Below are 21,335 nucleotides of genomic sequence, written 5' to 3' on the forward strand. Positions count from 1 at the left end.
GCCTGTTACAAAATTTTCCAATGAAATCAAGGACTTAGGCGCGGATTTGAACGCATTTATTGCGTAAAAATCGTTCTAAATGAAGGACTTAGAGAAGGTACTGAAAGTGATGCTTGAAGGAATTTGAGGCTCCCTGTGGGAAACCCTGATTTCGCAACGAACAACAGGGTGTACCGCGGGGGCAACGGTGGTGCGACAGCAGGAATCGCCGTCTGCGCAGGGTTACATCAACCGGGGCACGACCCGGGCGTGTTCATTGATGCCGATGACCGTGAAAAACGCAGCCACCAGGCGATGCACATCGCGGAACTGAACGTGGCAGCCTGACGCCTGCCGGGTTGCCACCCAATTGAGGATGCTGCCCGCTGCGGAGAAGTCCACCCGCACCAATGCAGCGCACGAAATCACAATGTTTTCGCTGCGTGAGCCGGAACCGTCCAGCGCGGCCAAAGCCTGTGTTGCGTCGCCCAGAATTTCACCGCGCAGATCGACCGTGGCGGCGCTGCCGTCGTCCAGGCCCATGGGCGCCGTCATCACAATGCCCTTATCGCCAAACTGCGAGTTGACCGTCGCCGTGACGTCCTCAAACTGGCAACGTGCATCCATCCAGGCCGGGGGCGAAACCTCATAGGTTACGCAATAGTCCAACGCCGCCAATTCAAACTCGTCCTGCATACGCATCGTGCGTAGCACGTCCATTCGGATCTGCCAGGTAGACATCTCAATGTTGCGATTGCCGGAGGGCGTCATGGAGCGCAAGGTCTGCACCAAATGCTCGGCCCCGGTGAAGCGCAGCGAAACCGGCTCATTGCACAAGCTGCTGAACAGCCCGCCCAGCAGTGGCATGGCGTCCGGCTCCACATGGTCCAGCGTCGTCCAATCAAGATGCCATGGCATGGGTTGAGAGCCCAAGACTTCACGCAGAAGCTCCATGGACGCCAGTGTCAGCCCCGCGGGGCTGGACCACATCGCCTTACCCGCCGCAAGCCCGGCCTCTGCCAGCGACGCGGGGGTTGACGACGCCGCTACAGCATGCGCTGCAGCTTCTGCAAGAGAGAACCAGACGGGCTGCAGATTGTCGAAGCGTCCCGAAACAGCTTCCATGGCGCGGTCAAAACCTGCGCGATTACCGGTTGCGCGATACAAATCAAACAAGGCAGCTGCCCAGGAAATCGCTACATCAGGGGCTACATGTTCTGAACGCAAGGCCTCCAGCAAGCCACTTTCCGCTCCTGCGTCATCGCCATTGGCGAAGCGAATAGCAGCTTCTTCGAGCTCTGGATCTGTAGCCATCTCCTCAGAGTCAATGGCAAACAGCTTGGAGGCGGAAAATCCCTGGTCGAAGCCAAGAGCAGCGGCACTACCTGCCACCACGGGTGCAGGGTTGAAGGGGCCGCCGCGGCCTGCATTCCCAGGCCCACCCACGGGCGCCATGCCGGAACCCATTTCAGTGGGCGCAAAGTCACTGGGTTCAAAGGATTTGGTTGGGCCACCGGTATCAGAGGAGGACGCACCATCAAAGTGATCGGCAGCCACGCCCGGAGCCAGGGTAGATGCCTCCGTGGAGCTTGCTACGCTCTCCCCCACTTGGGGTGTCGCCTCCGTGCCCATCGCAGCGGCTTCCTGCTTTCCCTTCCACCACTGCTTGGACATCTGCGCTTCAATCTCGTCAATCTTCTTGAGCGTGACGGCGCGACCATCCGGGTCGGTGGGAATACTGGTCTGGAAAAACGAAGGCCGTGCTGCTGCGGCAACGGCACCGGGATCGCGATTGCGCAACTTGCGCAACTGATCGAACTCGCGCTTGCGGACAAAGTCGTTTTGCCGTTTGCGCTCAATCATGGCCTTCAAGGCCTGCTTGTCGTAGCCGCTGTCGTCTGGCAGATCAACCTGATCCAGCTCCGACCAGTCCTTGGTCGGATTGCGAACAAACATCGCCACCTTGCTCAGCAGGCTGGGGCGATCTTCGTTAGTGGCCATAAGGTTGCGTCATTGATCGATCAAGGCATCTCAAATGCGCAATATTAATCGCCAAACATCTTCTGTTTCAGCTCGCGCCGTTGTTGCGCTTCCAGCGACAGCGTTGCAGTAGGACGGGCCAGCAGGCGGCCAACACCAATCGGCTCGCCAGTCTCGTCGCAGTAGCCATAGTCACCGGCGTCAATGCGGGCAATGGACTGCTCAATCTTCTTGAGCAACTTGCGTTCGCGATCGCGGGTACGCAGCTCCAGCGCGTGCTCTTCTTCAATCGTGGCGCGGTCCGCCGGATCAGGCACGACCGAGGTGTCTTCGCGCAAATGCTCGGTGGTTTCACCCGCATTGCTCAGGATGCCGCGCTTGAGCTCGGCCAGCTTGAGGCGAAAGGCAGCCAATTGCACTTCGTTCATGTATTCCGAATCGGGCATCGCCATCAGTTCCGCATCACTCAACTCAGCAACCGGTTTGGTTTTCCAGTTGTTGGCCAGCTTGGGGTCTTTCTTGACGGAAGAAGGCAGCGCAGGAACGATCACGTGCAAAGGCACGCTTTGTGTGTAGCTGGCCTTGGCGGCGGTGGACGCAACGCTTTGCGCCATCGAGGGGACCGTGAGCTGGGCCAGACGGGAAGAAGGACGGCCCGCCTTGGCGGGAGGGGTCACTGGGGCCGCGACTACAGGTGCGGCAACTGGCTTGGCCAGTGTGGAAGATGCTGACAAAAGAATTTTTTCCTTGGGTTTAACGCTAACAGGCGCAGGCTTGGCCTGTGCTTTGGGGATGACTTTCGCTTTGGAAGCGGGCTGGGGAGCTGGCTTTTTCAAGACCGTCTTGCTTGCGGGCTTCGCTACCGGTTTGGCAGCTTTGGCTACAGGCTTGGCTGGTGGTTTGGCTTTCGCCTTGACCAGCACTTTGACCGGGGCTTTGGGTGCTGGCTTTGCCTTCGCTTTGGGCACGGGTTTCGCCGCACTCTTCGCCACGGGCTTGGCTACTTTCTTGGCTGCACTCTTTGCTACGGGTTTGGGAGCGGATTTTGCTTTGGCTTTAGGCACGGGTTTGGCCACAGGTTTTGCGGTGGTTTTACCCACAGGCTTTTTCACAACCGGTTTAACAGCTGCTTTTGCAGCTGGTTTCGGGCTTGGTTTTTTGGCCTTGGCCTTCGCATCTTTACCGGATTTCGCTTTCACGTCTTGTCTCCTGCCAGAACTGGCCTGTGCATGCTCGGTGCTTGTTTCTCCGGCGCGCGAGTGTACAGGTTTCGCCTTGGTAAAACCCATCAGTTGCAAAATCGAGACAATCATTCAGCTCCCCGCCATTGTTGTTTGCTATCGGTAACTCGCTGCATGCGTTACACCAGTGACTGCTCCATGCCTTGCAGAAGGATGTCCTTGGGCAGATCAATGCCAATGAATACCATCTTGCTGCAGCGAACTTCGCCATCCGCCCACGCCGGGCCCAGGTCGCTGCCCATCAATTGGTGCACGCCCTGAAAGATAACCTTGCGATCCGTGCCTTTCATGTACAGCACGCCCTTGTAGCGCAGCATGCGCGGGCCGTAGATATTGACGATGGCACCCAGAAAGTCCTCCAGCTTGGCAGCGTCGAACGGCCGCTCGGACTTGAAGACAAAGCTCTTCACATCGTCGTCATGGTGATGGTGGTGGCCGTGGTCGCCTCCATGGTCATGCTGGTGTGATGGATGGTCGCAGTGTTCGCCGTGTTCATGGTCATGGTGGTCGTGCCCATGGTCGTGGTGATCGTCTTCTTTCAGGAAGTCCGGATCGATATCCAGCTTGGCGTTCAGGTTGAAGCCACGCAGATCAAACACTTCATTCAGCGCCACATCGCCAAAATGCACGGCCTTTTGAGGCGCACGCGGGTTCATGTGCTTCAACCGGTGCATCAGTGCATCCAACTCTTCTTTGGACACCAGGTCCGACTTGCTGATAAATATCTGGTCAGCAAAGCCCACTTGGCGACGTGCTTCCTGGCGGTCATTGAGCTGCTGTGCGGCGTGCTTGGCATCTACCAGCGTCAGGATGGAGTCCAGCAGGTAGCTCTCGGCGATCTCGTCGTCCATAAAGAATGTCTGGGCGACTGGGCCGGGGTCCGCCACGCCGGTGGTTTCAATCACCACGCGCTCAAAGTCCAGTTCGCCCTTGCGTTTTTTCTCGGCCAGGTCGCGCAGCGTGGCGCGCAGGTCTTCGCGAATCGTGCAGCAGATACAGCCATTGCTCATCTGGATGATCTGCTCATTGGTGTCGCTCACCAGGATATCGCTGTCGATGTTCTCTTCACCGAACTCGTTCTCGATCACAGCAATCTTCTGGCCGTGCGCCTCAGCCAGCACGCGCTTGAGCAACGTGGTTTTGCCTGAACCGAGGAAGCCGGTCAGGATAGTGGCAGGTATCAAACTCATTTTGGAATCCAAAAATCAGCAGCTGGGGAGTGTAGCGGCCATTTCAAGTGGGCCCTTTTATTCAGGCGCCTTCTTTGGGATGGTGTGGGTGCTTGGTTCGCGAGCAACCGAACAGCTAAAAACCGTCAAGTAAGGTTGCTGGCTATCTGCGCATCACCACCAACCCTTTGAGGTACTCCCCCTCAGGAAAGGCAATCGTCATTGGGTGGTCCGGTGCGCCGCCCATGCGTTCGGTAATGAATCCGTCGACTCCAGCGTCGCTACCGGCGGACGCGACGATCTTGTGGAATAAATCGGCGCTGATGCCGCCAGAGCAGGAATAGGTGAACAACACGCCACTCGGCTCGAGCAACTTGAAGGCTACGCGGTTGAGGTCCTTGTAGGCACGGGCAGCGCGCTCGGCATGGGCCACGGTAGGCGCAAACTTGGGTGGGTCGAGAATGATCGCGTCAAAGGTACGGCCCTCAGACGCAAATTGCCGCAGCGAGGCGTTCACATCCGCATCCATGAAATCCGCACGTTCGGGCGCGAATCCATTGCGCGCAACGTTGGCACGGGCTTTCTCCAGGGCAGGGCCCGAGGAATCGATCGACGTCACGTGCGCCGCGCCACCGGCCAATGCGGCCACGGTGAAACCACCGGTGTAGCAAAAGCAGTTGAGTACGCGCTTGAATTGCAGGCGCTGCGCGTATTCAGCAAATTTCCAGCGGCTGTCGCGCTGGTCCAGATAGAAGCCGGTCTTGTGCCCATCAGCGATGTTGAGGCCCAGTTGCCAGTCATGCTCCTGCAACACCAGTTCTGTGGGGCCGTCACCACGTAGCCAGCCAGTTGCTTCAGCCAGCCCCTCCAGGCTACGGCTGCTCGCATCGGATCGTTCGTAGAGCTTTGTCAGTCCAGTGGCCGAGAGCAAAGCATCGACGATCACATCTTTCCATCGCTCCACACCCGCAGACGTGAACTGCGCCACCAAGGTGTCGCCGTAGCGATCAACGATCAGGCCTGGCAGGCCATCCGACTCGCCATGCACCAGCCGGACACCATCGCTTTTGATAGAAAATCGGGCTCTGGCCCGCACGGAATGTGCGCAAGCAGCTATAAAAAAAGAAGCATCTATGCGCTGCTTCTCATCAAAGCTCCAGACCCGTGCGCGGATTTTGGAAGTCGGACTGTACGCGGCCCAACCCAGAAACTGGCCCTCGGAAGACTCCACGCGAACAGTCTCTCCACTGTCGCCCCCGCCTTTGGCAATGGCCGATTCGAAGATCCAGGGATGGTGACGCTTCAGTGAGCGCTCTTTGCCTTCGCGCAATCGCAATGTTTTCATGCACCGATTGTGCTGTAGTTAACCCCCGTTGCAATTGCCAAAAATTGGGACAAGAATCCAGCTACGTTGGAGCAACTCACTTTTTAGGAGCGCAGCAAGCATGAAACTCAACAACATCAATATATCTACTCTGCTGGCTGCGGGTTTTGCCGCCTTGGTCCTCATGGTGGTGTTCATAGCCGGGTTTGGCCTGATGAAGGTGAAAGCTGCCAATCTGTCCATCAACTCTCTTTACGATGACCGCATCGTGCCGCTCAAGCAGCTCAAGGTGGTGTCCGACATGTATGCCGTGAGCATCGTTGACAACACCAACAAGGTTTCCGCCGGCATGCTTGAGCCCAAGCTTGCACTGGCCAACGTCAAGGAGGCCGAAAATACGATTGCCACGCAGTGGAAGGCCTATTTGGCGACCGATCTCACCGCCAGTGAGAAGAGCCTGGCTGACAAAGCCTCCGGCCTGATGGCTAAGGCGGCGCCAACCGTAGCGTCACTGCGCGCAGCGATGGAAAGCGGTGACCGGGAAAAAATTGCAGCCCAAATCAAACCCGTGTATGAGTCAGTTGATCCCCTGTCCGATGCCATCAGCAAGCTGGTGGACATTCAGCTGGATGAGGCCAAGGTTGAGCATGATCGCGCAGCGATAGCGTATGACGCCACCATCGTTTTATTCAGCATAGTGGTGTTGGTGGCCATCGTGCTGGGCATCGCAATTTCCTGGGTATTGATCAACGCCATCACGCAACCCCTGAACCAGGCTGTGAAAGTCGCGCGCAATGTGGCGGGTGGTGATTTGACACAGCACATTCGTGGTGACGGACGCAACGAAACCGCCGTTTTGCTAAATGCACTCAATGAGATGCAGGACGGCCTGGTGAAAGTGGTGTCTATCGTGCGCTCTGGCTCCGAAGGCGTGGAGACCGCCAGTGCCGAGATTGCACAGGGCAACAACGACTTGTCAGCCCGCACCGAGCAGCAGGCCAGCGCACTGGAAGAGACCGCTGCGAGCATGGAAGAGCTGAGCGCGACGGTCAAACAAAATGCGGACTCTGCCAACCAAGCCAATCAGCTGGCGGTGAAGGCATCGACAGTCGCCGTGCAAGGTGGCAACGTCGTGGGCCAGGTGGTCGAGACCATGAAGGGCATCAACGAATCCTCCCGCCGTATTTCCGACATCATCAGCGTGATCGATGGCATCGCCTTCCAGACCAATATCCTGGCGCTGAACGCCGCGGTGGAAGCGGCACGAGCGGGCGAGCAAGGCCGGGGCTTTGCCGTGGTGGCGTCGGAGGTGCGTTCACTGGCCGGGCGCTCCGCCGAAGCGGCCAAGGAGATCAAGAGCCTGATCGGCGCCAGCGTGGAGCGCGTGGCCCAAGGCACAACGTTGGTGGACCAGGCAGGTGTCACGATGACCGAGGTGGTCAGCAGCATTCGCCGTGTGACGGACATCATGGCGGAAATCACAGCTGCCAGTAACGAGCAGGCGATGGGTGTGCAACAGGTGGGCGAGGCCGTCATGCAAATGGACCAGGCCACACAACAAAATGCCGCCTTGGTGGAAGAAATGGCCGCCGCAGCCAGCAGCCTCAAGAGTCTGGCAAGCGAGCAGGTGCAAGCCGTCTCGGTGTTCCATCTGCCTTCGGGGCAGTTGGCCCGGTACTGAGCCGCGTTCTAAGGCTTGGCCTTGCCTTTTGCGCGCGCCCGCGGATGGGCCGCGTCGTAGGCCTTCGCCAGATGCTGGAAGTCCAGCCGCGTATAGACCTGGGTCGTAGTGATGTTGGCGTGGCCCAGTAGCTCCTGCACAGCCCGCAAATCGCCGCTGCTTTGCAGCACATGACTGGCAAACGAATGGCGCAGCATATGCGGATGCACCGGCGTGGCCATGCCGGCCAGCAGACTGCGGCGCTTCAGGCGCTGCCAGACCGATTGCGCAGTCAGTCGTGTGCCGTGACGGCCCGTAAACAGCGCCGTTGTCGGCGAGGTCTGTGTTCCGCGCAGCGACAGCCACTCTGCCAGCGCCTGCAAGGCCACAGAGCCCACTGGTACTGCGCGGCGCTTGGAGCCTTTGCCCAGTACATGGGCTTGCGCGTCCGCCATGTCAATCCAGCCCCTCGCTGCGGCACTCGCCTGCACATCCAGCCCCACCAATTCACCCACGCGCAAGCCGCTGCCATACAGCAGCTCCACCATCGCCCGGTCGCGCGCTTCCAGCCATGGATCGTCCTGGGTCGTATGGTCGGCAAACTGCACCGCGTCGTCCACGCCCAGCGCCTTGGGCAATGGCTTGGGCGCCTTGGGCGAGCGCACATCGACGACCGGGTTGCTGGCCACCAGGCCCTCGCGACCCAGCCAGGTATAGAAACCGCGCCAGCCGGAAAGAATCAGCGCAATGCCACGCCCGCTGCGTCCACCGCTGTGCATCTGCGCGACCCAGCGACGTACATGGGGGCTTTTGACGGCTATGAGGACCACGCCCGCTTGCTGCGCGTTGCTACTGAGCTTTTGCAAGTCCAGCGCGTAGAGCTCAACCGTACGCGCAGCCAGACGCTTTTCGACACGCACATACTCGAGGTATTTCTCGATGAGCGTGTCCATAAGACTTCAGGGGCTAGCGAAGTCGCGAAAGCGCAGCACCCGCGATATCGCCAATGCGCGCCAGAAACTCGGTCCCCATGCCACTGGTGAAACGCTGCGCATCGCCAGATGCCAGCACCAGCAAACCAAACGCGGGAGACGCGGCGCCATCCTTGCTGTTGCGCAGCGCGATCAACGCCAGCGACGTCACACCCTGGGGTTCAGGTAGCCAGCTCACGGCTTCAAAGCCGGTGTTCAGACCACAGAACGGCTCCATCAGCGACGAGGCCAGCACGCGAGCGTCTTCACTGACACCTTGTGCATAGGGCGAGTCGGCGTGTGCCGCAGACACGTCCCACAGACGCAAGCCCACCTGAGGCACCGCAAACTGGGTCTGTATTTCGTTCACCACCTGGGCCGGCAAACTGGGCATGTCGGTTGCCAGAAACAGCGCCTGTGCCCAGCGCAATATCTTGTCGGAGAGGATGACATTTTCATTGCCGTTGCGGATCATTTCCATGATGCGCTGCTCCAGCAGCTTGATCTTCTCGCGCAGCATCTCGGCCTGGCGCTCCTGCAAGCTCACCGCGCGGTGGCTGTGCGGGCTGGTGAACTGAACGGCAGCCAGTAACTCGGCGTGGCGCTGAAAGAAGTCTGGCGTATTGCTCAGGTAGTGGGCAATGTCGTCTTCGGTGATCGGATTGGTCAGGGCTTGGTTCAAGGGCGGTCTCTCAAAGTTGGTCACAAAGTTGCGGTCACAGGTTGTCAGGTATCTCGATTTCAGCACGGAATACGGTAGCCGCTGGGCCTGTCATCATGACCGACGCGCCCTCGCCCGCCCAGCTAATGGTCAGCAAGCCACCGGGCATTTGCACATCGACGCTGGCATCCAGCAGCCCCAAGCGAATACCGGCAACCACTGCCGCACAGGCACCCGTGCCGCAGGCCAGCGTTTCACCGACGCCGCGTTCGTAAACCCGCAGCGCCACATGAGTGCGGTCAATGACCTGCAGGAAACCAACGTTAACGCCCTGTGGGAAATAACTGCTTTGCTGGATCTGCGGGGCCAGCGTATGGACCGGCGCGGTTTGCACATCGGCAACTTGCAGCACCGCATGCGGGTTGCCCATCGACAGCGTTGCTACCAAAAAAGGAGCTGCTTGCGCACTGTCTATGCGCTCCAGAGGCCAATTCGACCATGCACCCTGCGGCACGCTTTGCGCATTGCCGGGCACAAACGGAATGTCTTGCAACGCAAATACCGGTGCACCCATGTCCACCGTCACACGGCCATCCGGGCGCAGGCGCGGCTCGATCACGCCCTTCATGGTCTGCACGCGGATGACGTCTTTGTCGGTCAATCCGCGGTCGCGCACGAAACGTGCAAAGCAGCGCGCGCCGTTGCCGCACTGCTCCACTTCGGCGCCATCCGCGTTGTGGATCACGTATTCGAAATCTATGCCTGCAGCGGGGGACGGCCGCACCGTCAGAATCTGGTCGGCACCCACACCGAAGTGCCTGTCGCCCAGATAGCGGTATTGCGCCGGACTCAGGCCCAGGCGGCCACGGGTTTCGTCCAGCACGACAAAGTCGTTACCAGCGCCCTGCATTTTGGTGAACTCGATACGCATGCTCTGATTATCTGCGCAGTGTCAGGCTTTGCGAATGACGTCACAATGCCGCCATGCCAAGCACGTTGCCTTTCCTGCACCCTGACTACCCCATTGATCAACCGCTGCCCGAGTGGCAATCCGACACGGCCGTACGATTGCTGGACGACGTACTACGGTTGACCGCACCCAACCCTGGCGTGATGACCGGGCCGGGCACCAACAGCTATTTGATCGGCACACCAGACAGCGGGTTCACCGTCATTGACCCCGGACCGAATGACTCCGCACACATCCAGCGCCTGTGGCAAACCGCGGCGTTTCCCGATGGCAGCGGCGGCAATGTGCTGCGCATCATCTGCACCCATTCGCACCCCGACCACTCGCCCGGTGCAGCGCCATTGCAAGCCCTGTGCACACAGCGCCCGCCGATTCTGGGCTTGCCCTCCGCGTCTACCGCGCGGCCTGCAAGTAGCTTCACGCCAAATGAATTGCTATCAAATTATGAGCTGCTTACGCACAATGCAAGCGCTCTGGAGGTCCATTTGATGGCCATCCACACCCCGGGCCATGCAGCCAACCATGTCTGTCTTCTGTTGCTGCGGGAGGGCCTGCTGTTCTCTGGAGACCATATTCTGAACGGCAGCACGACGGTGATAGACCCACCCGACGGCAACATGACGCACTACCTGGATTCGCTGGACGCGTTGGCAACCGCTTGCGAAGCCCACAGTGCGCGCTACATCCTGCCGGCCCACGGCCATCCGATCCCACAGCCACTGCAAGCCATCGCAGCGCTGAAGGCGCACCGGCTGAAACGTGAAGCCAAGATCCGCGCAGTCATGCAAGCCCATCCACAAGGAACGCTGGACGATTGGCTGCCATTGGCCTATGACGATGTGCCCAGCGGCATCTGGCCGGTTGCCAAACGCTCGCTGTTGGCCCATGTGGAGCGCCTGCAATCACTGTAGTCGGGGCTTCCCCCAATGCAAAAGGCCGCTGTGTTCGCACACAGCGGCCTTTTTTCTGACTCAATTCAAGGCCGCAAGCAGCCTTGGAGAAAAGTCGATTAGAACGTGAAGATCACGCCAGCAGCGTAAGCGTTACGTGTTTCAGTACCAGTACCGGAGGTCTTGGCGAGCTTGTCAGCGCTGCCGATGTCCAGGTAGGCGTAAGTGCCCTTGAAGATTTCCTTGTTCACGAAGAACTCAGTAGCCATGGAGCCATTGTTAGCATTGTTCTGGGACAATTGCAGACCCACATTGAAACCAGCCACGGGAGCGCTAATGCCGAAGCTTGGGCCATAGGCATAGCCAGCATTGGGCTTACCACCGTTAGGAGCGGTCAGGCTAGGATTGACATAGCCAGCGTAGGAATAGCCCAGAGCAATCTTGGCAACGCCCAGGTCGTAGCTACCGATGACCAAAGCACGGTCTTCGCCATTGTCGGTAGTCTTGCTTTGACCAGCAACCGACACCGACAGAGGGCCAGCAGCGTATGTCAACGCAGCACCGACTGTGTCCTTGGCGCCAGCGGGGCCGTTACCAGCTGGTTGCAGGCTGGCGTGCAGCTTGAAACCACCGACGACAGGGGAGATGTACTGCAGCGAACGCTCTTGACGGCCGACGCCCAGGATGCCGGTACCGGCATTGCCCCATGCGCTGGCTGCATTTGCCGCGCCGTTGGCGTCATAGCCGATCACGGTTTGGAAAATCACGTCGTCTTGACGACCCAGGCGAACTTCACCGAACGAACCGGAGAAACCAGCCCATGCAGCGCGACCGAAGAACGGTGTGCTGTTGTCCTTGGCGCCAATGCCGCCATCGCTACGGATACCGGAAGTTTCCAGTTGGAAATTAGCCTTGATGCCGGAACCGACATCGGTAGAGCCCTTCAGGCCGAACTTGGATGTGGAATTGCCTTGATTGCCGCCAGCGCCGCCGTTGTCGCCGCCGGAGAAGAAGTCTTCCTTCTGACCTGGGAATGCAATTTCGTTCTTGCCGTAGCTCATGTCAATCAGGCCGTACAGAGTCACTTGGGCTTGTGCAGCACCAACCAGAGTCATCAAAACGGCTGCGGGGATCAGCTTTTTCATCATCATCATTTCCTTAGAGGTTAGGGATTGGATAGTGCCTAGAACGTTGGCTGTGAGGCCAGCAGGTGCTCCGACAGATCAGGCAAATGCAAGGTTTGAGCCACATTTGCGCACCACTGCGGTGCATCCTCGGTGGAAACCCGAATTTTTTCGGTATCCACCCAACGAAAAATCACTAAAAGGGATAGTAGTAACCCTAATAGGTGCAGTCAACGAATAACCAAAGGACATTGCTCTATATGACACTTTTATGCAACAAAGTGGTGATATGGAGGCACCGGGACCAGTATTTCAGCGCCGATGGGCTTGAATGGGGTGGCCCAGCGCCCAAGTGCAGTGCATAGCGACTCAACAAGGCCTCCGCCATGGCTCTCCTCTTTATCACCCTGTTAGCACTGCTTTTGATAGCTGCGCTGCTGGCAGATCCCTGGTTACGCGCGCGCCGTCGGGCACGGATTCGGTCCCAACCATTCCCGGCCCATTGGCGCGGCATTTTGCAGCGCCGTGTTCCCATCTGGCGTCAATTGCCGGCCAATTTGCAACTTCAGCTCAAAAAACACATTCAAGTTTTCATTGCAGAAAAGGCATTTCTGGGCTGTGCCGGGCAAACCATTACCGACGAAGTCCGGGTCACGATTGCGGCTCAGGCCTGCCTGCTGCTGTTAAACCGCCCCAACCACTACTACCCGGCTTTACGCCAAATTCTGGTTTACCCCGGCAGCTTCGTCGTTCCCCGTGGGCATACGGATGGCATGGGCATCGCCCACCACGGCCATACCGTGCTGAGCGGCGAGTCCTGGTCACAGGGCCAGGTCGTGCTGTCCTGGCAAGACACGCTGGAAGGCGCGGCCGACCCCACCGATGGACACAACGTCGTGATTCACGAATTTGCCCATCAACTGGACCAGGAAAACGGTGGTGCCAATGGCGCGCCCGCACTGGGCAATGCGCAACGCTATGCCCATTGGTCAGCCGTGATGCAGGCCGAATTCGAAACCCTGCAGTGGCGTACAGAGCACTTTGAAGAGACGCTGCTGAACCCCTACGGCGCCACCAACCCTGCAGAGTTCTTTGCGGTCGCCTCCGAAGTGTTCTTTGAGCGCCCTCAGCACATGGCGTACCAACACCCTGCGCTGTACGGCGAGCTGTCGCAGTATTACCGGGTCGATCCGCAACATTGGCAATAGCTTGCGGGGCAAACCACTTGCGAATTCTGGGGCCGGACTTTGGGGTCAGACCACTCGCGAAGCGATGTGCTCTGACCCCAACTGATTAAAGGACAGCGGACGGCAGAGTACCATCCACACATGGTCAAACCCGCCTCCAGGACGCTCACACGGTCCGCCCCCCCACCGCGTTCGGCACCGCGAAAAACGCCGCCCAAGGCCCCAGAAGGTGAACGCCTGTCCAAACGCGTGATGCAACTCAAAGGCTGCTCGCGCACCGAGGCGGAGCAATACATTGCAGGGGGTTGGGTCAGCGTCAATGGCACGGTGGTCGAAGAGCCGCAAGCCCGCGTCAGCACACAGACCGTGGAGATCGCGCCCGACGCCAGTCTGCTTAACCTGACCGCCGTCACCATACTGCTGAACAAGCCACCAGGCGTGACCGCCGCCAACGCACACACTTTGCTCACACTGGACAAACACTTTGCGGGCGACACCTCCGACACCCGCCCGCTGAAACGCCATTTGCTGAAGCTGGAATCCCATGTGCTGCTGGAAACCGGCGCCAGCGGTCTGATGGTCTTCAGCCAAGACTGGCGCACCACGCGCAAGCTGGTGGAAGACATGGCTTTCATGGAACATGAACTGATGGTCGAAGTCGCAGGTGAAATCGATCCGGAAGCCTTGCAGCCGATACAGCGCGCGCTGAGCAGCGACCGCCAGGCGCTACCGCCGGCCAAAATGAGTGTGAATAGCACCACACCCGAGCGCAGTAAGTTACGTCTCGCCGTGAAGGGTGCGCATCCGGGTTTGGCAGCACATTTGTGCGAACTGGCGCAGCTGGAATTGCTGGCCTTGCGCCGTGTCCGGCTGGGGCGCGTCGCGCTGGGTGATTTACCGCCGGGCCAGTGGCGCTACCTGGGCGCTCACGAGCGCTTTTGAAGCGTCTGGTTTTGCAGCCAGTAGCGGTAGCGACGTGTCAGCACCTTGGTGCGCAGTTGATCACGCACCAGGCTCCATAAGGCGTTCATCCGCAACTGCGGCATCTTGCCCGCCCCCATGCGTTGCAACTGCCGCTTGACCATTGCCATGGTCGCCAATGCAGCGAGCGTCTTGTCCTTCAAATCCACGGTGGGACGCCCGCCATCCACAGCCCGGCCTTGTTTCCAGTCTTGCGGCAGCGTTGGGTTGTACGCCATCGCAGTCGCCATGCCCACCATCGCAACACCTTGCGCCAACACCGCCTCTGCGACTTCCTGGCGGCGTATGCCACCAGTGACCATCAGCGGCATCGCGGCCTGCTGCACCATCTCGCCCGCAAACTCCAGAAAGTAGGCCTCGCGCGCCAGCGTGCGACCATCACGCGATTGGCCCTGCATCGCCGGAGCTTCGTAGCTGCCACCCGACAGCTCGATCAAATCGACGCCACAGCCATTGAGCATCTGGATCACAGATGCCGCATCCTGTGTGTCAAAACCGCCGCGCTGGAAATCTGCCGAATTGAGTTTCACCGCGACGCTGAAATCGGAAGGCACTGCAGCCCGGATACCGCGCACGATCTCCAGCAGCAAGCGCGTGCGGTTCTCAAGGCTACCGCCCCAATCATCCGTGCGCTGATTCACCAGCGGCGACAGGAACTGGCTGAGCAGATAACCATGCGCCGCATGCACCTCGACCCCGCTGAAGCCCGCCTGGTACGCCAACACGGCCGTGTCAACAAATCGGGCAATGGTTTCCCGTATCTCGTCTTCCGTCATTTCGCGGGGTTTCGCAATCAGGCGTGAATGCTTGCCGAGGTCGACGCGCACATCCGACGGACCCCAGCCGGGTTGGCCCATCGCTGCCATCACCTGGCGACCAGGGTGGTTGATCTGCATCCAGACCTGTGCACCACCACTGCGCGCGACCTGTGCCCATCGTTTGAATGGCTCCAACGGGGAACCCTTTTGCAGCACGACACCGCCGGGCCCTGTCAGCGCACGCGCGTCCACCATCACATTGCCGGTGATGATCAGCCCGACTCCACCTTGCGCCCACGCGGCGTAGAGACAATGCAGCCGCTCACCCGGGACTTGCCTCGGGTCGGACATGTTTTCTTCCATGGCCGCTTTGGCCAGGCGATTTGGGAGGCTGGTTCCGTTGGGCAACACCAACGGCAAGAACAATGCAGACGTCAACTGGAGATGTACGTCTGCAATTGTGTGATGGTGAGTTCGTGGTCCTTGATGATGTCATCCATCAAGTCACGGATCGAAATCATGCCCAGTACATTGTTGCCATCAACCACCGGAAGATGGCGGATCTTCTTCTGGCTCATCAACGCCATGCAATCATCGGTGGAGGTTTTGGGCGTCACCGTCAGCACACTGGCCGTCATGATGTCCTGCACCAGCGTGTCTTTGGAGGACTTGCCTGCCAGCGCAATCTTGCGGGTGTAATCGCGCTCGGAAAACACGCCTACCAGCTTGCCCTGCTCCATCACCATCATCGCGCCGACATTACGGTCTGCCAGCTGTTGCAAGGCCGAAAACACGCTGTCGTGGGGACTGAGGCTGTAGTTCTCAGCCCCTCGCTTTTTCAACAACTCCAGTATGGGTCGCATGGTGCCTCCGGACATTGGGGAACAGGAAGTAACCATACCGCAAAAACGGTGAAAAAAGTGTGAAGCCCACCGATAAGCCGGATTCTGTGCGCACGGGTTTCCCCGCACGTGACCACCATTACTCTGGGCCGCTGGTCACCCAAACGGCTCGATGCTACCTACCCGCCAACTCCGGGGGCCCCGTCAACGTTGGCCTACTTGGTATTGCTGCGCGTAGAGATTGCCCGTTTCACCCGAACTGAATCGGCTCGTCTCTGTTGCTCTAATCCTCACCTTAGGGCCTGCCACTTGCGTGACCGGCTTGTCGATGGACAGTTGTTAACTGCTACGCTGCCCTATGCAGTCCGGACGTTCCTCCAGTGCTCTGTTTCCAGAATTGCACCAGCGGTGGTCTAGTGGGCTTCACCCCCCGATTATCGGGTATGCCATGCCTCCACGCTCCGCCGCTGCGCGGGTCGCTGCCCCCAAGGGGGGCTAACTCGCCTTGGGGCGGCCCGGCGGCGGGTTGCCATTACTGCAGCAACATGACAGCGCTTTCAACTACCATACGAGCCGCAAATCAACTGTCGAAAGTCAATCCATGCAATACCGTCGTCTGGGCCGTAGCGGCCTGCAAGTCAGTCTCCTGTCTCTGGGCTCCTGGGTCACGTACCACAACCAGGTGGACGTAGCGTCTGCCAAGGAAATGCTCGCCGCCGCGATGGACGCTGGCGTCAACTTCTATGACAACGCCGAAGGCTACGCGCTGGGCAAGAGCGAAACCCTGATGGGCCAGGCGATGCGCGAGCTGGGCTGGCCACGCCTGAACTACGTCGTGTCCACCAAGTTTTACTGGGGCTTGTCGCGCGATGAAGTGGCGATCAACCGCAAGAACACGCTGAACCGCAAATACCTGATGCAGGCCATCGACGGTTCGCTACAGCGCATGGGCCTGGATTTCATCGATCTGGTGTATTGCCACCGCCCTGACCCGCACACGCCGATCGAAGAAACCGTATGGGCGATGAGCGACATGATTACGCAGGGCAAGGCACTGTACTGGGGCACCAGCGAATGGTCGGCAGACGAAATCCGCGCAGCTTGGCTGATCGCAGACAAGCACAACTTGCACAAGCCAGTGATGGAGCAACCGCAGTACCACCTGTTCCACCGCAAGCGCGTCGAACAGGAATATGCGCGCCTGTACGAAGACATCGGCTTGGGCCTGACGACCTGGAGCCCGCTGGCCAGCGGCCTGCTGACCGGCAAGTACCGCAATGGCGTGCCCGCAGACAGCCGTGGTTCGGTCAAAGGCATGGCATTTCTGCTGGACGGACTGACGGATGCGGCGAAAAACGCCGCGGTCGGCCAACTGGAGGGAATAGCGAAAGAGCTGGGTTGCAGCCTGGGTCAGCTGGCGATTGCCTGGGTGGCACGCAACCCGCGTGTCAGCACGGTGATCACTGGTGCTTCGAAGATTTCGCAGCTGAAGGACAACATGGGCGCACTCGATGTGATCGCCAAGCTGACTCCTGAAGTCTTGGCGCGTATCGACGCGATCTGCCTGCCATTGGCAGAATAAGTTACGTCTTTCAGTGAAAAGGCTGCGCCGAAAGGCTCAGCCTTTTTAGCGAAAAGTCCGCGCCTGAGCGGCTCAGCCTTTTTCGTCCAGCAAGGTGCCGGCCATCTTGCTGGCGGTCTTGAATACTTTCAGGTTGGCCAGGAATGCGTTCTTGGCCTGCAGCTGCGCCACGACATCCTCTTCCAGTGACTCGCCAGCGGTTTCCGCCCGCTTGATTTGCGTGTTGACGCCGCCGCCTGGCGCTTCTTGCTGCACCACCTGTTGGCGGTGAAATCCTTCTGTGCCCAGATTGGCGATGTTGTGCGCAGACGTGTCCAGCGAGGTTTGCGCGGCGCGCATGCCGGACAGTGCAATGTTGGACAGCGTAGTCATGGACTCACTATAAATCCAGGTTCCTTGGAGGGCAAGCCTTAAAATCCAGGCCTGCTTGATAAACACGAGCCCGCCCCATGATCCGACTGACCGAACTCAAACTCCCCCTCTCCGCACTGCCCGTGGAGTCCCGCCGAGCTGCGGATGCACCCACAGAAACCGAAGCCGACCGTGGCCCGGTTGCACACCCTGTCCAGGCGCTCCAGTGCCTGTGTGCGCAGACCCTCGCCGTTGTCCCCGAAGCGATTGCCAACTTGCAGGTATTCAAGCGCAGCTTCGACGCGCGCAAAGCCGATTTGCTGGCGGTTTACATCGTCGACATCACGCTGACAGACACGGCACTGGAAGCGAAGCTTCTGGCCCAGTTTGAAAAACACCCCCACATTGGGCCCACGCCGGACATGGCCTACCACCCGGTCGCGCAGGCACCCGCGGACTTAACGGAACGCCCGGTCGTGGTCGGCTTCGGGCCTTGCGGCATGTTTGCAGCGTTGGTGCTGGCGCAAATGGGGTTCAAGCCCATCGTGCTGGAGCGCGGCAAACCCGTGCGGGAGCGAACCAAGGACACCTGGGGCCTGTGGCGCAAGAAGAACCTGAACCCCGAGAGCAATGTGCAGTTTGGTGAAGGCGGTGCCGGTACGTTTTCTGACGGCAAGCTCTACAGCCAGATCAAGGACCCGCGCTTTCTGGGCCGCAAGGTGATGCAGGAGTTTGTCGCCGCCGGAGCGCCTTCCGACATCCTGTTTGAAGCCCATCCGCACATCGGAACTTTCAAACTGGTGAAAGTAGTGGAGAGCATTCGCGCGCAGATCATTGCGCTGGGCGGTGAAGTGCGCTTCGAACAACGCGTCGTCGATGTGCTATTAAATCAGGAGCTGTCCACGCAATCACTGCGGGCTCTAGAGGTCGAAAACATGCATAACGGCGAGCGCTACACGCTACCGGCACACCATGCGGTGATCGCACTGGGCCACAGCGCGCGCGACACGTTTGCGATGCTGTACGAACGCGGTGTGGCGATGCAGTCCAAACCTTTCTCCATTGGTTTCCGCATCGAACATCCGCAAGGCGTGATCGACAAAGCGCGCTGGGGGCGGCATGCAGGCCATCCGTTGTTGGGGGCCGCCGACTACAAGCTGGTGCACCACGCTGCCAACGGACGTGCCGTTTACAGCTTCTGCATGTGCCCCGGCGGCACCGTGGTCGCTGCCACGAGTGAACCGGGCCGCGTCGTCACCAACGGCATGAGCCAATATTCGCGCAACGAGCGCAATGCCAATGCGGGAATCGTGGTGGGCATTGAGCCGGTGGACTACCCGCAAGATGAAGCGGCCTTCGTGCACGCCTTTGGCGAAGAACGTGGCAAACGTTACGCGCAGGAAGCGATCGCCTTCGCTGCACGCAAGATCGTGCATCCGATGTCTGGCATTGCATTGCAACGACAACTGGAATCTGGCGCTTACACCTTGGGTGGAAGCAGCTATGAAGCGCCTGGCCAACTGGTAGGTGATTTCATTGCTGCGAAACCATCCACAGAATTTGGCAACGTGACCCCGTCGTACAAACCCGGCGTCAAGCTGGGCGATCTATCTCCCAGCCTGCCCGCGTATGCCATCGAGGCAGTGCGCGAAGCGCTGCCGGTGTTCGGCCGCAAGATCAAGGGCTTTGACATGGCCGACGCTGTGCTCACCGGTGTGGAAACGCGCACCTCCAGCCCAATCAAGATTCCGCGTGGCGAAGATTTGCAGTGCACCAATGTGCGCGGCCTGTACCCGGCCGGCGAAGGCGCCAGCTTTGCGGGAGGTATTTTGTCTGCCGGTGTGGATGGCATCAAGGTCGCCGAGGCGCTTGCGCGCGCGATGCTGGCCTAGCCTTCGCTGGGCACTACCGTACCTGATTCGGACACGGCTTCAGGCCGTGTCGCGCCCCACAAGCCCACCAGGCACAAGACAATGCCTGCGGAAGACAGCAGCGTAGGCCGCCAACCTTCAAAGAGTGCTGACACCGCCAGTGCAATTACCGGAATCACCATGCCCATCAGCGCCGCGCGACCCGGCCCTTGGCGTTGCGCAAGTTTGAAATACAGCAAGAAGGCGACGACTGAACCCATCGCGCTGAGGTACAGCAACGAGAGCCAGTAGCTCGGCCGCGTTTCCAGCACGAAAGGAATGCCCATCACCGTCGCCGACAACAGCAATCCCGCTGCGCCGTAGCCCATAGTCCAGGCCAATAGCGGAATCAGCGGCATGCCGCCTCGCGTCATGCGCAACGTCAACATATTGCCGATGGACGCAAACGTCACCGCCATCATGCCCAGCGCCAAAGCGCCCAGCACCGTGGCATCGGCCTGTGTCGCGGCAATGTCGGGCCAGAAAATCAGCGCAACACCGACGATGCCAAGGCTACCGAACAGCCAGAATCTTCGCGTCGTCGGCTGCCCGAAACACAGCGCACCGCCAATCGCATTGGTAAATATCATCAAGGAAAACAATACCGCCAGCAAACCCGAGGCCAGATGTTTCTCGGCCTGGTAAGTGCCAAGGTAGTTGACGCCGTACTGAATGACACCGGTCAGGATCAGCCAGCCGTGCAAGGCCAGCGGCTGCCGGATCGCATCGCCGCGCCAGGCGGCAATGGTAAACAGCATCAGGCTGGCCAGGCCGAAGCGAATACCGATGGAGTGCAGCACCGAGACCTCGCCCAGTTGGTACAGGATGGCGTGCCAGGTGGTGGCCCAGATGAGGGTCGGTGCCCAGAACAAAAAACGGTCAGACATCAAGGGAATTCAAAATGCAGGGAGGGTGCGAAGGGACTGCAACTGGCGCGCTGCGTGCTACATTGTCCACGGGATTGATCAAGGGCCACGCAAGAGCCCATTTGGAAACGCACGATGCACGCAAAGATTGCGGCCACATTCATAGCGGCCTTGCTGTGGAGCCCCGTTGGTTGGGCCGCAGAGCCATTGCGCCTTGCGACCAGCAGTTCCTGGGCTATGCCCTACGGAAAGTTTGACGGCGACCGTCTGGCCGGCGGTATTGTTTACGACTTGGCGCAGGCATTGGGCAAGTCTCTGGACATGCCCATCACCACGGTCGTTCTTCCGCGCAAACGCATAGACGCCGCAGTGCTCGCTGGCGAAGTCGATCTGCGCTGCTACATCAACCCGCAATGGACTGCGATTCCGGACCAGCACGTCTGGAGCAAGCCCCTGTTTGACATTACCGAAGTGATATTCGGCGCGGCGGGCGTCCCGGAACCCGGCAACCTGCCAAGCCTTGCGAAAGGCGCTGTCATCAGCACGGTGCTTGGCTACGAGTACCCGGCACTCGCCCCCATCATTGCCCGTGGCGATCTGAAGCGCGATGACGCCGTGGACCTGGAGAAGGTCCTGTTCAAGCTGACTGCGGGCCGCACGCCCTACGGCGTCAGCGATGCGTTGGCGTTGCAGTGGTACATACGCACCACGCCGGACCCGCACTTGGCCCCGTGGCGACTGGTGCTGTCACGCAATGATTTCCAGTGTGGCGTACCGAAGAAAGGCCGGGTGCCGGCGGCCCGCATTTTGGGCGCGCTGGACGAGCTGAAGAAGAGCGGCCGGATCGACGAGATCCTGCGCAACTACCGATAAAAATGTGGCCCCCACG

19 protein-coding genes, 1 other RNA gene and 1 pseudogene are annotated in these 21,335 nt (G+C 59.5%); 8 read left to right on the top strand and 13 right to left on the bottom strand.

Translation table 11 applies throughout. From position 1 onward, the window contains the following. Positions 1-222: 222 nt before the first annotated feature. Positions 223-1,980, bottom strand: coding sequence for an STAS domain-containing protein (locus AC1DV6_RS01545; protein ID WP_477974451.1), 1,758 nt, complete (start codon positions 1,978-1,980; stop codon positions 223-225). Positions 1,981-2,024: 44 nt separating this feature from the next. After that, a complete protein-coding gene (gene dksA, locus AC1DV6_RS01550) occupies positions 2,025-2,795 on the bottom strand; it encodes an RNA polymerase-binding protein DksA (RefSeq protein ID WP_477974453.1) in 771 nt (256 codons plus the stop codon). Between dksA and AC1DV6_RS01555 the strand changes: the two genes are divergently transcribed. Next, positions 2,752-3,306 (top strand): hypothetical protein, encoded by a 555-nt coding sequence (locus AC1DV6_RS01555; protein ID WP_477974455.1) that lies wholly within the window; start codon positions 2,752-2,754, stop codon positions 3,304-3,306. The genes dksA and AC1DV6_RS01555 overlap by 44 nt on opposite strands. A 13-nt stretch (positions 3,307-3,319) precedes the next feature. Here AC1DV6_RS01555 and AC1DV6_RS01560 read toward each other — a convergent pair whose 3' ends face one another. Together AC1DV6_RS01560 and AC1DV6_RS01565 are read right to left on the bottom strand one after the other, a co-directional pair. Continuing rightward, positions 3,320-4,390, bottom strand: a complete 1,071-nt coding sequence (locus tag AC1DV6_RS01560) for a CobW family GTP-binding protein (RefSeq protein WP_477974457.1) — start codon at positions 4,388-4,390, stop codon at positions 3,320-3,322. Positions 4,391-4,532: 142 nt separating this feature from the next. Continuing rightward, positions 4,533-5,714, bottom strand: a complete 1,182-nt coding sequence (locus AC1DV6_RS01565) for a class I SAM-dependent rRNA methyltransferase (RefSeq protein ID WP_477974459.1) — start codon at positions 5,712-5,714, stop codon at positions 4,533-4,535. A gap of 100 nt (positions 5,715-5,814) precedes the next feature. Here AC1DV6_RS01565 and AC1DV6_RS01570 point away from each other — a divergent pair, with 100 nt between their 5' ends. Beyond that, complete coding sequence (locus AC1DV6_RS01570; RefSeq protein ID WP_477974461.1) at positions 5,815-7,374, top strand: methyl-accepting chemotaxis protein; 1,560 nt, start codon at positions 5,815-5,817, stop codon at positions 7,372-7,374. Positions 7,375-7,382: 8 nt separating this feature from the next. On the opposite strand, the gene AC1DV6_RS01575 is transcribed toward AC1DV6_RS01570, so the two are convergent. From AC1DV6_RS01575 to dapF, 3 genes are read right to left on the bottom strand one after another with little or no spacing between them, the layout of a single operon-like run. After that, a complete protein-coding gene (locus tag AC1DV6_RS01575; protein WP_477974463.1) occupies positions 7,383-8,306 on the bottom strand; it encodes a tyrosine recombinase XerC in 924 nt (307 codons plus the stop codon). 13 nt (positions 8,307-8,319) lie between these two features. Further along, positions 8,320-9,006 carry a DUF484 family protein gene (locus tag AC1DV6_RS01580; RefSeq protein ID WP_477974465.1) on the bottom strand — a complete coding sequence of 229 codons (687 nt, stop codon included), beginning with the start codon at positions 9,004-9,006 and terminating at the stop codon, positions 8,320-8,322. A 34-nt stretch (positions 9,007-9,040) separates the two neighbouring features. Next, positions 9,041-9,916 (bottom strand): diaminopimelate epimerase, encoded by an 876-nt coding sequence (gene dapF / locus AC1DV6_RS01585; protein ID WP_477974467.1) that lies wholly within the window; start codon positions 9,914-9,916, stop codon positions 9,041-9,043. Positions 9,917-9,981: 65 nt separating this feature from the next. Between dapF and AC1DV6_RS01590 the strand changes: the two are divergent. Then, positions 9,982-10,866: pseudogene (locus AC1DV6_RS01590) on the top strand (MBL fold metallo-hydrolase); the annotation flags it as partial. Positions 10,867-10,964: 98 nt separating this feature from the next. On the opposite strand, the gene AC1DV6_RS01595 reads toward AC1DV6_RS01590, so the two are convergent. Further along, positions 10,965-11,990 (bottom strand): porin, encoded by a 1,026-nt coding sequence (locus AC1DV6_RS01595; RefSeq protein ID WP_477974469.1) that lies wholly within the window; start codon positions 11,988-11,990, stop codon positions 10,965-10,967. A gap of 365 nt (positions 11,991-12,355) precedes the next feature. Between AC1DV6_RS01595 and AC1DV6_RS01600 the strand changes: the two genes are divergently transcribed. After that, a complete protein-coding gene (locus AC1DV6_RS01600; protein ID WP_477974471.1) occupies positions 12,356-13,177 on the top strand; it encodes a M90 family metallopeptidase in 822 nt (273 codons plus the stop codon). Between the two features lie 120 nt (positions 13,178-13,297). Next, positions 13,298-14,098 carry an RNA pseudouridine synthase gene (locus AC1DV6_RS01605; protein WP_477974473.1) on the top strand — a complete coding sequence of 267 codons (801 nt, stop codon included), beginning with the start codon at positions 13,298-13,300 and terminating at the stop codon, positions 14,096-14,098. Here AC1DV6_RS01605 and AC1DV6_RS01610 read toward each other — a convergent pair. From AC1DV6_RS01610 to rnpB, 3 genes are all read right to left on the bottom strand, one after another. Beyond that, on the bottom strand, positions 14,083-15,333 hold the full coding sequence (locus tag AC1DV6_RS01610) for an NADH:flavin oxidoreductase/NADH oxidase family protein (protein WP_477974475.1): 1,251 nt from the start codon (positions 15,331-15,333) through the stop codon (positions 14,083-14,085). The two genes, AC1DV6_RS01605 and AC1DV6_RS01610, sit on opposite strands and share 16 nt — an antisense overlap. After that, positions 15,330-15,758, bottom strand: coding sequence for a CBS domain-containing protein (locus AC1DV6_RS01615; protein WP_477974477.1), 429 nt, complete (start codon positions 15,756-15,758; stop codon positions 15,330-15,332). Before AC1DV6_RS01615 ends, AC1DV6_RS01610 begins: the two co-directional genes overlap by 4 nt. 57 nt (positions 15,759-15,815) lie before the next feature. Next, positions 15,816-16,162: RNase P RNA component class A (gene rnpB / locus AC1DV6_RS01620), an RNA gene on the bottom strand. A gap of 176 nt (positions 16,163-16,338) precedes the next feature. Between rnpB and AC1DV6_RS01625 the strand changes: the two genes are divergently transcribed. Next, the gene (locus AC1DV6_RS01625) at positions 16,339-17,319 is read left to right on the top strand and encodes a potassium channel beta subunit family protein (RefSeq protein ID WP_477974479.1); all 981 of its coding nucleotides are present in this window, start codon (positions 16,339-16,341) and stop codon (positions 17,317-17,319) included. 72 nt (positions 17,320-17,391) lie between these two features. Here AC1DV6_RS01625 and AC1DV6_RS01630 read toward each other — a convergent pair whose 3' ends face one another. Then, positions 17,392-17,691: a flagellar basal body protein gene (locus AC1DV6_RS01630; protein ID WP_477974481.1), complete on the bottom strand. Its 300-nt coding sequence runs from the start codon at positions 17,689-17,691 to the stop codon at positions 17,392-17,394. A gap of 77 nt (positions 17,692-17,768) precedes the next feature. On the opposite strand from AC1DV6_RS01630, the gene AC1DV6_RS01635 reads away from it, so the two are divergent. Further along, positions 17,769-19,562 (top strand): NAD(P)/FAD-dependent oxidoreductase, encoded by a 1,794-nt coding sequence (locus tag AC1DV6_RS01635; RefSeq protein ID WP_477974483.1) that lies wholly within the window; start codon positions 17,769-17,771, stop codon positions 19,560-19,562. On the opposite strand, the gene AC1DV6_RS01640 is transcribed toward AC1DV6_RS01635, so the two are convergent. Continuing rightward, complete coding sequence (locus tag AC1DV6_RS01640; protein ID WP_477974485.1) at positions 19,559-20,467, bottom strand: DMT family transporter; 909 nt, start codon at positions 20,465-20,467, stop codon at positions 19,559-19,561. The two genes, AC1DV6_RS01635 and AC1DV6_RS01640, sit on opposite strands and share 4 nt — an antisense overlap. 114 nt (positions 20,468-20,581) lie before the next feature. Here AC1DV6_RS01640 and AC1DV6_RS01645 point away from each other — a divergent pair, with 114 nt between their 5' ends. Then, positions 20,582-21,319, top strand: coding sequence for a substrate-binding periplasmic protein (locus tag AC1DV6_RS01645; protein ID WP_477974487.1), 738 nt, complete (start codon positions 20,582-20,584; stop codon positions 21,317-21,319). The last annotated feature ends 16 nt before the right edge of the window (positions 21,320-21,335 follow it).

Source organism: Rhodoferax sp. P2_H8_2 (genome assembly GCF_056403235.1).

Bases quoted from the DNA above. Each gene is read 5' to 3' on its own strand.
- AC1DV6_RS01635 (WP_477974483.1), top strand. From the start codon at position 17,769: ATGATCCGACTGACCGAACTCAAACTCCCCCTCTCCGCACTGCCCGTG.
- AC1DV6_RS01630 (WP_477974481.1), bottom strand. From the start codon at position 17,691: ATGACTACGCTGTCCAACATTGCACTGTCCGGCATGCGCGCCGCGCAA.
- AC1DV6_RS01625 (WP_477974479.1), top strand. From the start codon at position 16,339: ATGCAATACCGTCGTCTGGGCCGTAGCGGCCTGCAAGTCAGTCTCCTG.
- AC1DV6_RS01615 (WP_477974477.1), bottom strand. From the start codon at position 15,758: ATGCGACCCATACTGGAGTTGTTGAAAAAGCGAGGGGCTGAGAACTAC.
- AC1DV6_RS01570 (WP_477974461.1), top strand. From the start codon at position 5,815: ATGAAACTCAACAACATCAATATATCTACTCTGCTGGCTGCGGGTTTT.
- AC1DV6_RS01640 (WP_477974485.1), bottom strand. From the start codon at position 20,467: ATGTCTGACCGTTTTTTGTTCTGGGCACCGACCCTCATCTGGGCCACC.
- AC1DV6_RS01555 (WP_477974455.1), top strand. From the start codon at position 2,752: ATGACTTTCGCTTTGGAAGCGGGCTGGGGAGCTGGCTTTTTCAAGACC.
- AC1DV6_RS01545 (WP_477974451.1), bottom strand. From the start codon at position 1,980: ATGGCCACTAACGAAGATCGCCCCAGCCTGCTGAGCAAGGTGGCGATG.
- AC1DV6_RS01560 (WP_477974457.1), bottom strand. From the start codon at position 4,390: ATGAGTTTGATACCTGCCACTATCCTGACCGGCTTCCTCGGTTCAGGC.
- AC1DV6_RS01565 (WP_477974459.1), bottom strand. From the start codon at position 5,714: ATGAAAACATTGCGATTGCGCGAAGGCAAAGAGCGCTCACTGAAGCGT.
- AC1DV6_RS01605 (WP_477974473.1), top strand. From the start codon at position 13,298: ATGGTCAAACCCGCCTCCAGGACGCTCACACGGTCCGCCCCCCCACCG.
- AC1DV6_RS01575 (WP_477974463.1), bottom strand. From the start codon at position 8,306: ATGGACACGCTCATCGAGAAATACCTCGAGTATGTGCGTGTCGAAAAG.
- AC1DV6_RS01645 (WP_477974487.1), top strand. From the start codon at position 20,582: ATGCACGCAAAGATTGCGGCCACATTCATAGCGGCCTTGCTGTGGAGC.
- dapF (WP_477974467.1), bottom strand. From the start codon at position 9,916: ATGCGTATCGAGTTCACCAAAATGCAGGGCGCTGGTAACGACTTTGTC.
- AC1DV6_RS01595 (WP_477974469.1), bottom strand. From the start codon at position 11,990: ATGAAAAAGCTGATCCCCGCAGCCGTTTTGATGACTCTGGTTGGTGCT.
- AC1DV6_RS01600 (WP_477974471.1), top strand. From the start codon at position 12,356: ATGGCTCTCCTCTTTATCACCCTGTTAGCACTGCTTTTGATAGCTGCG.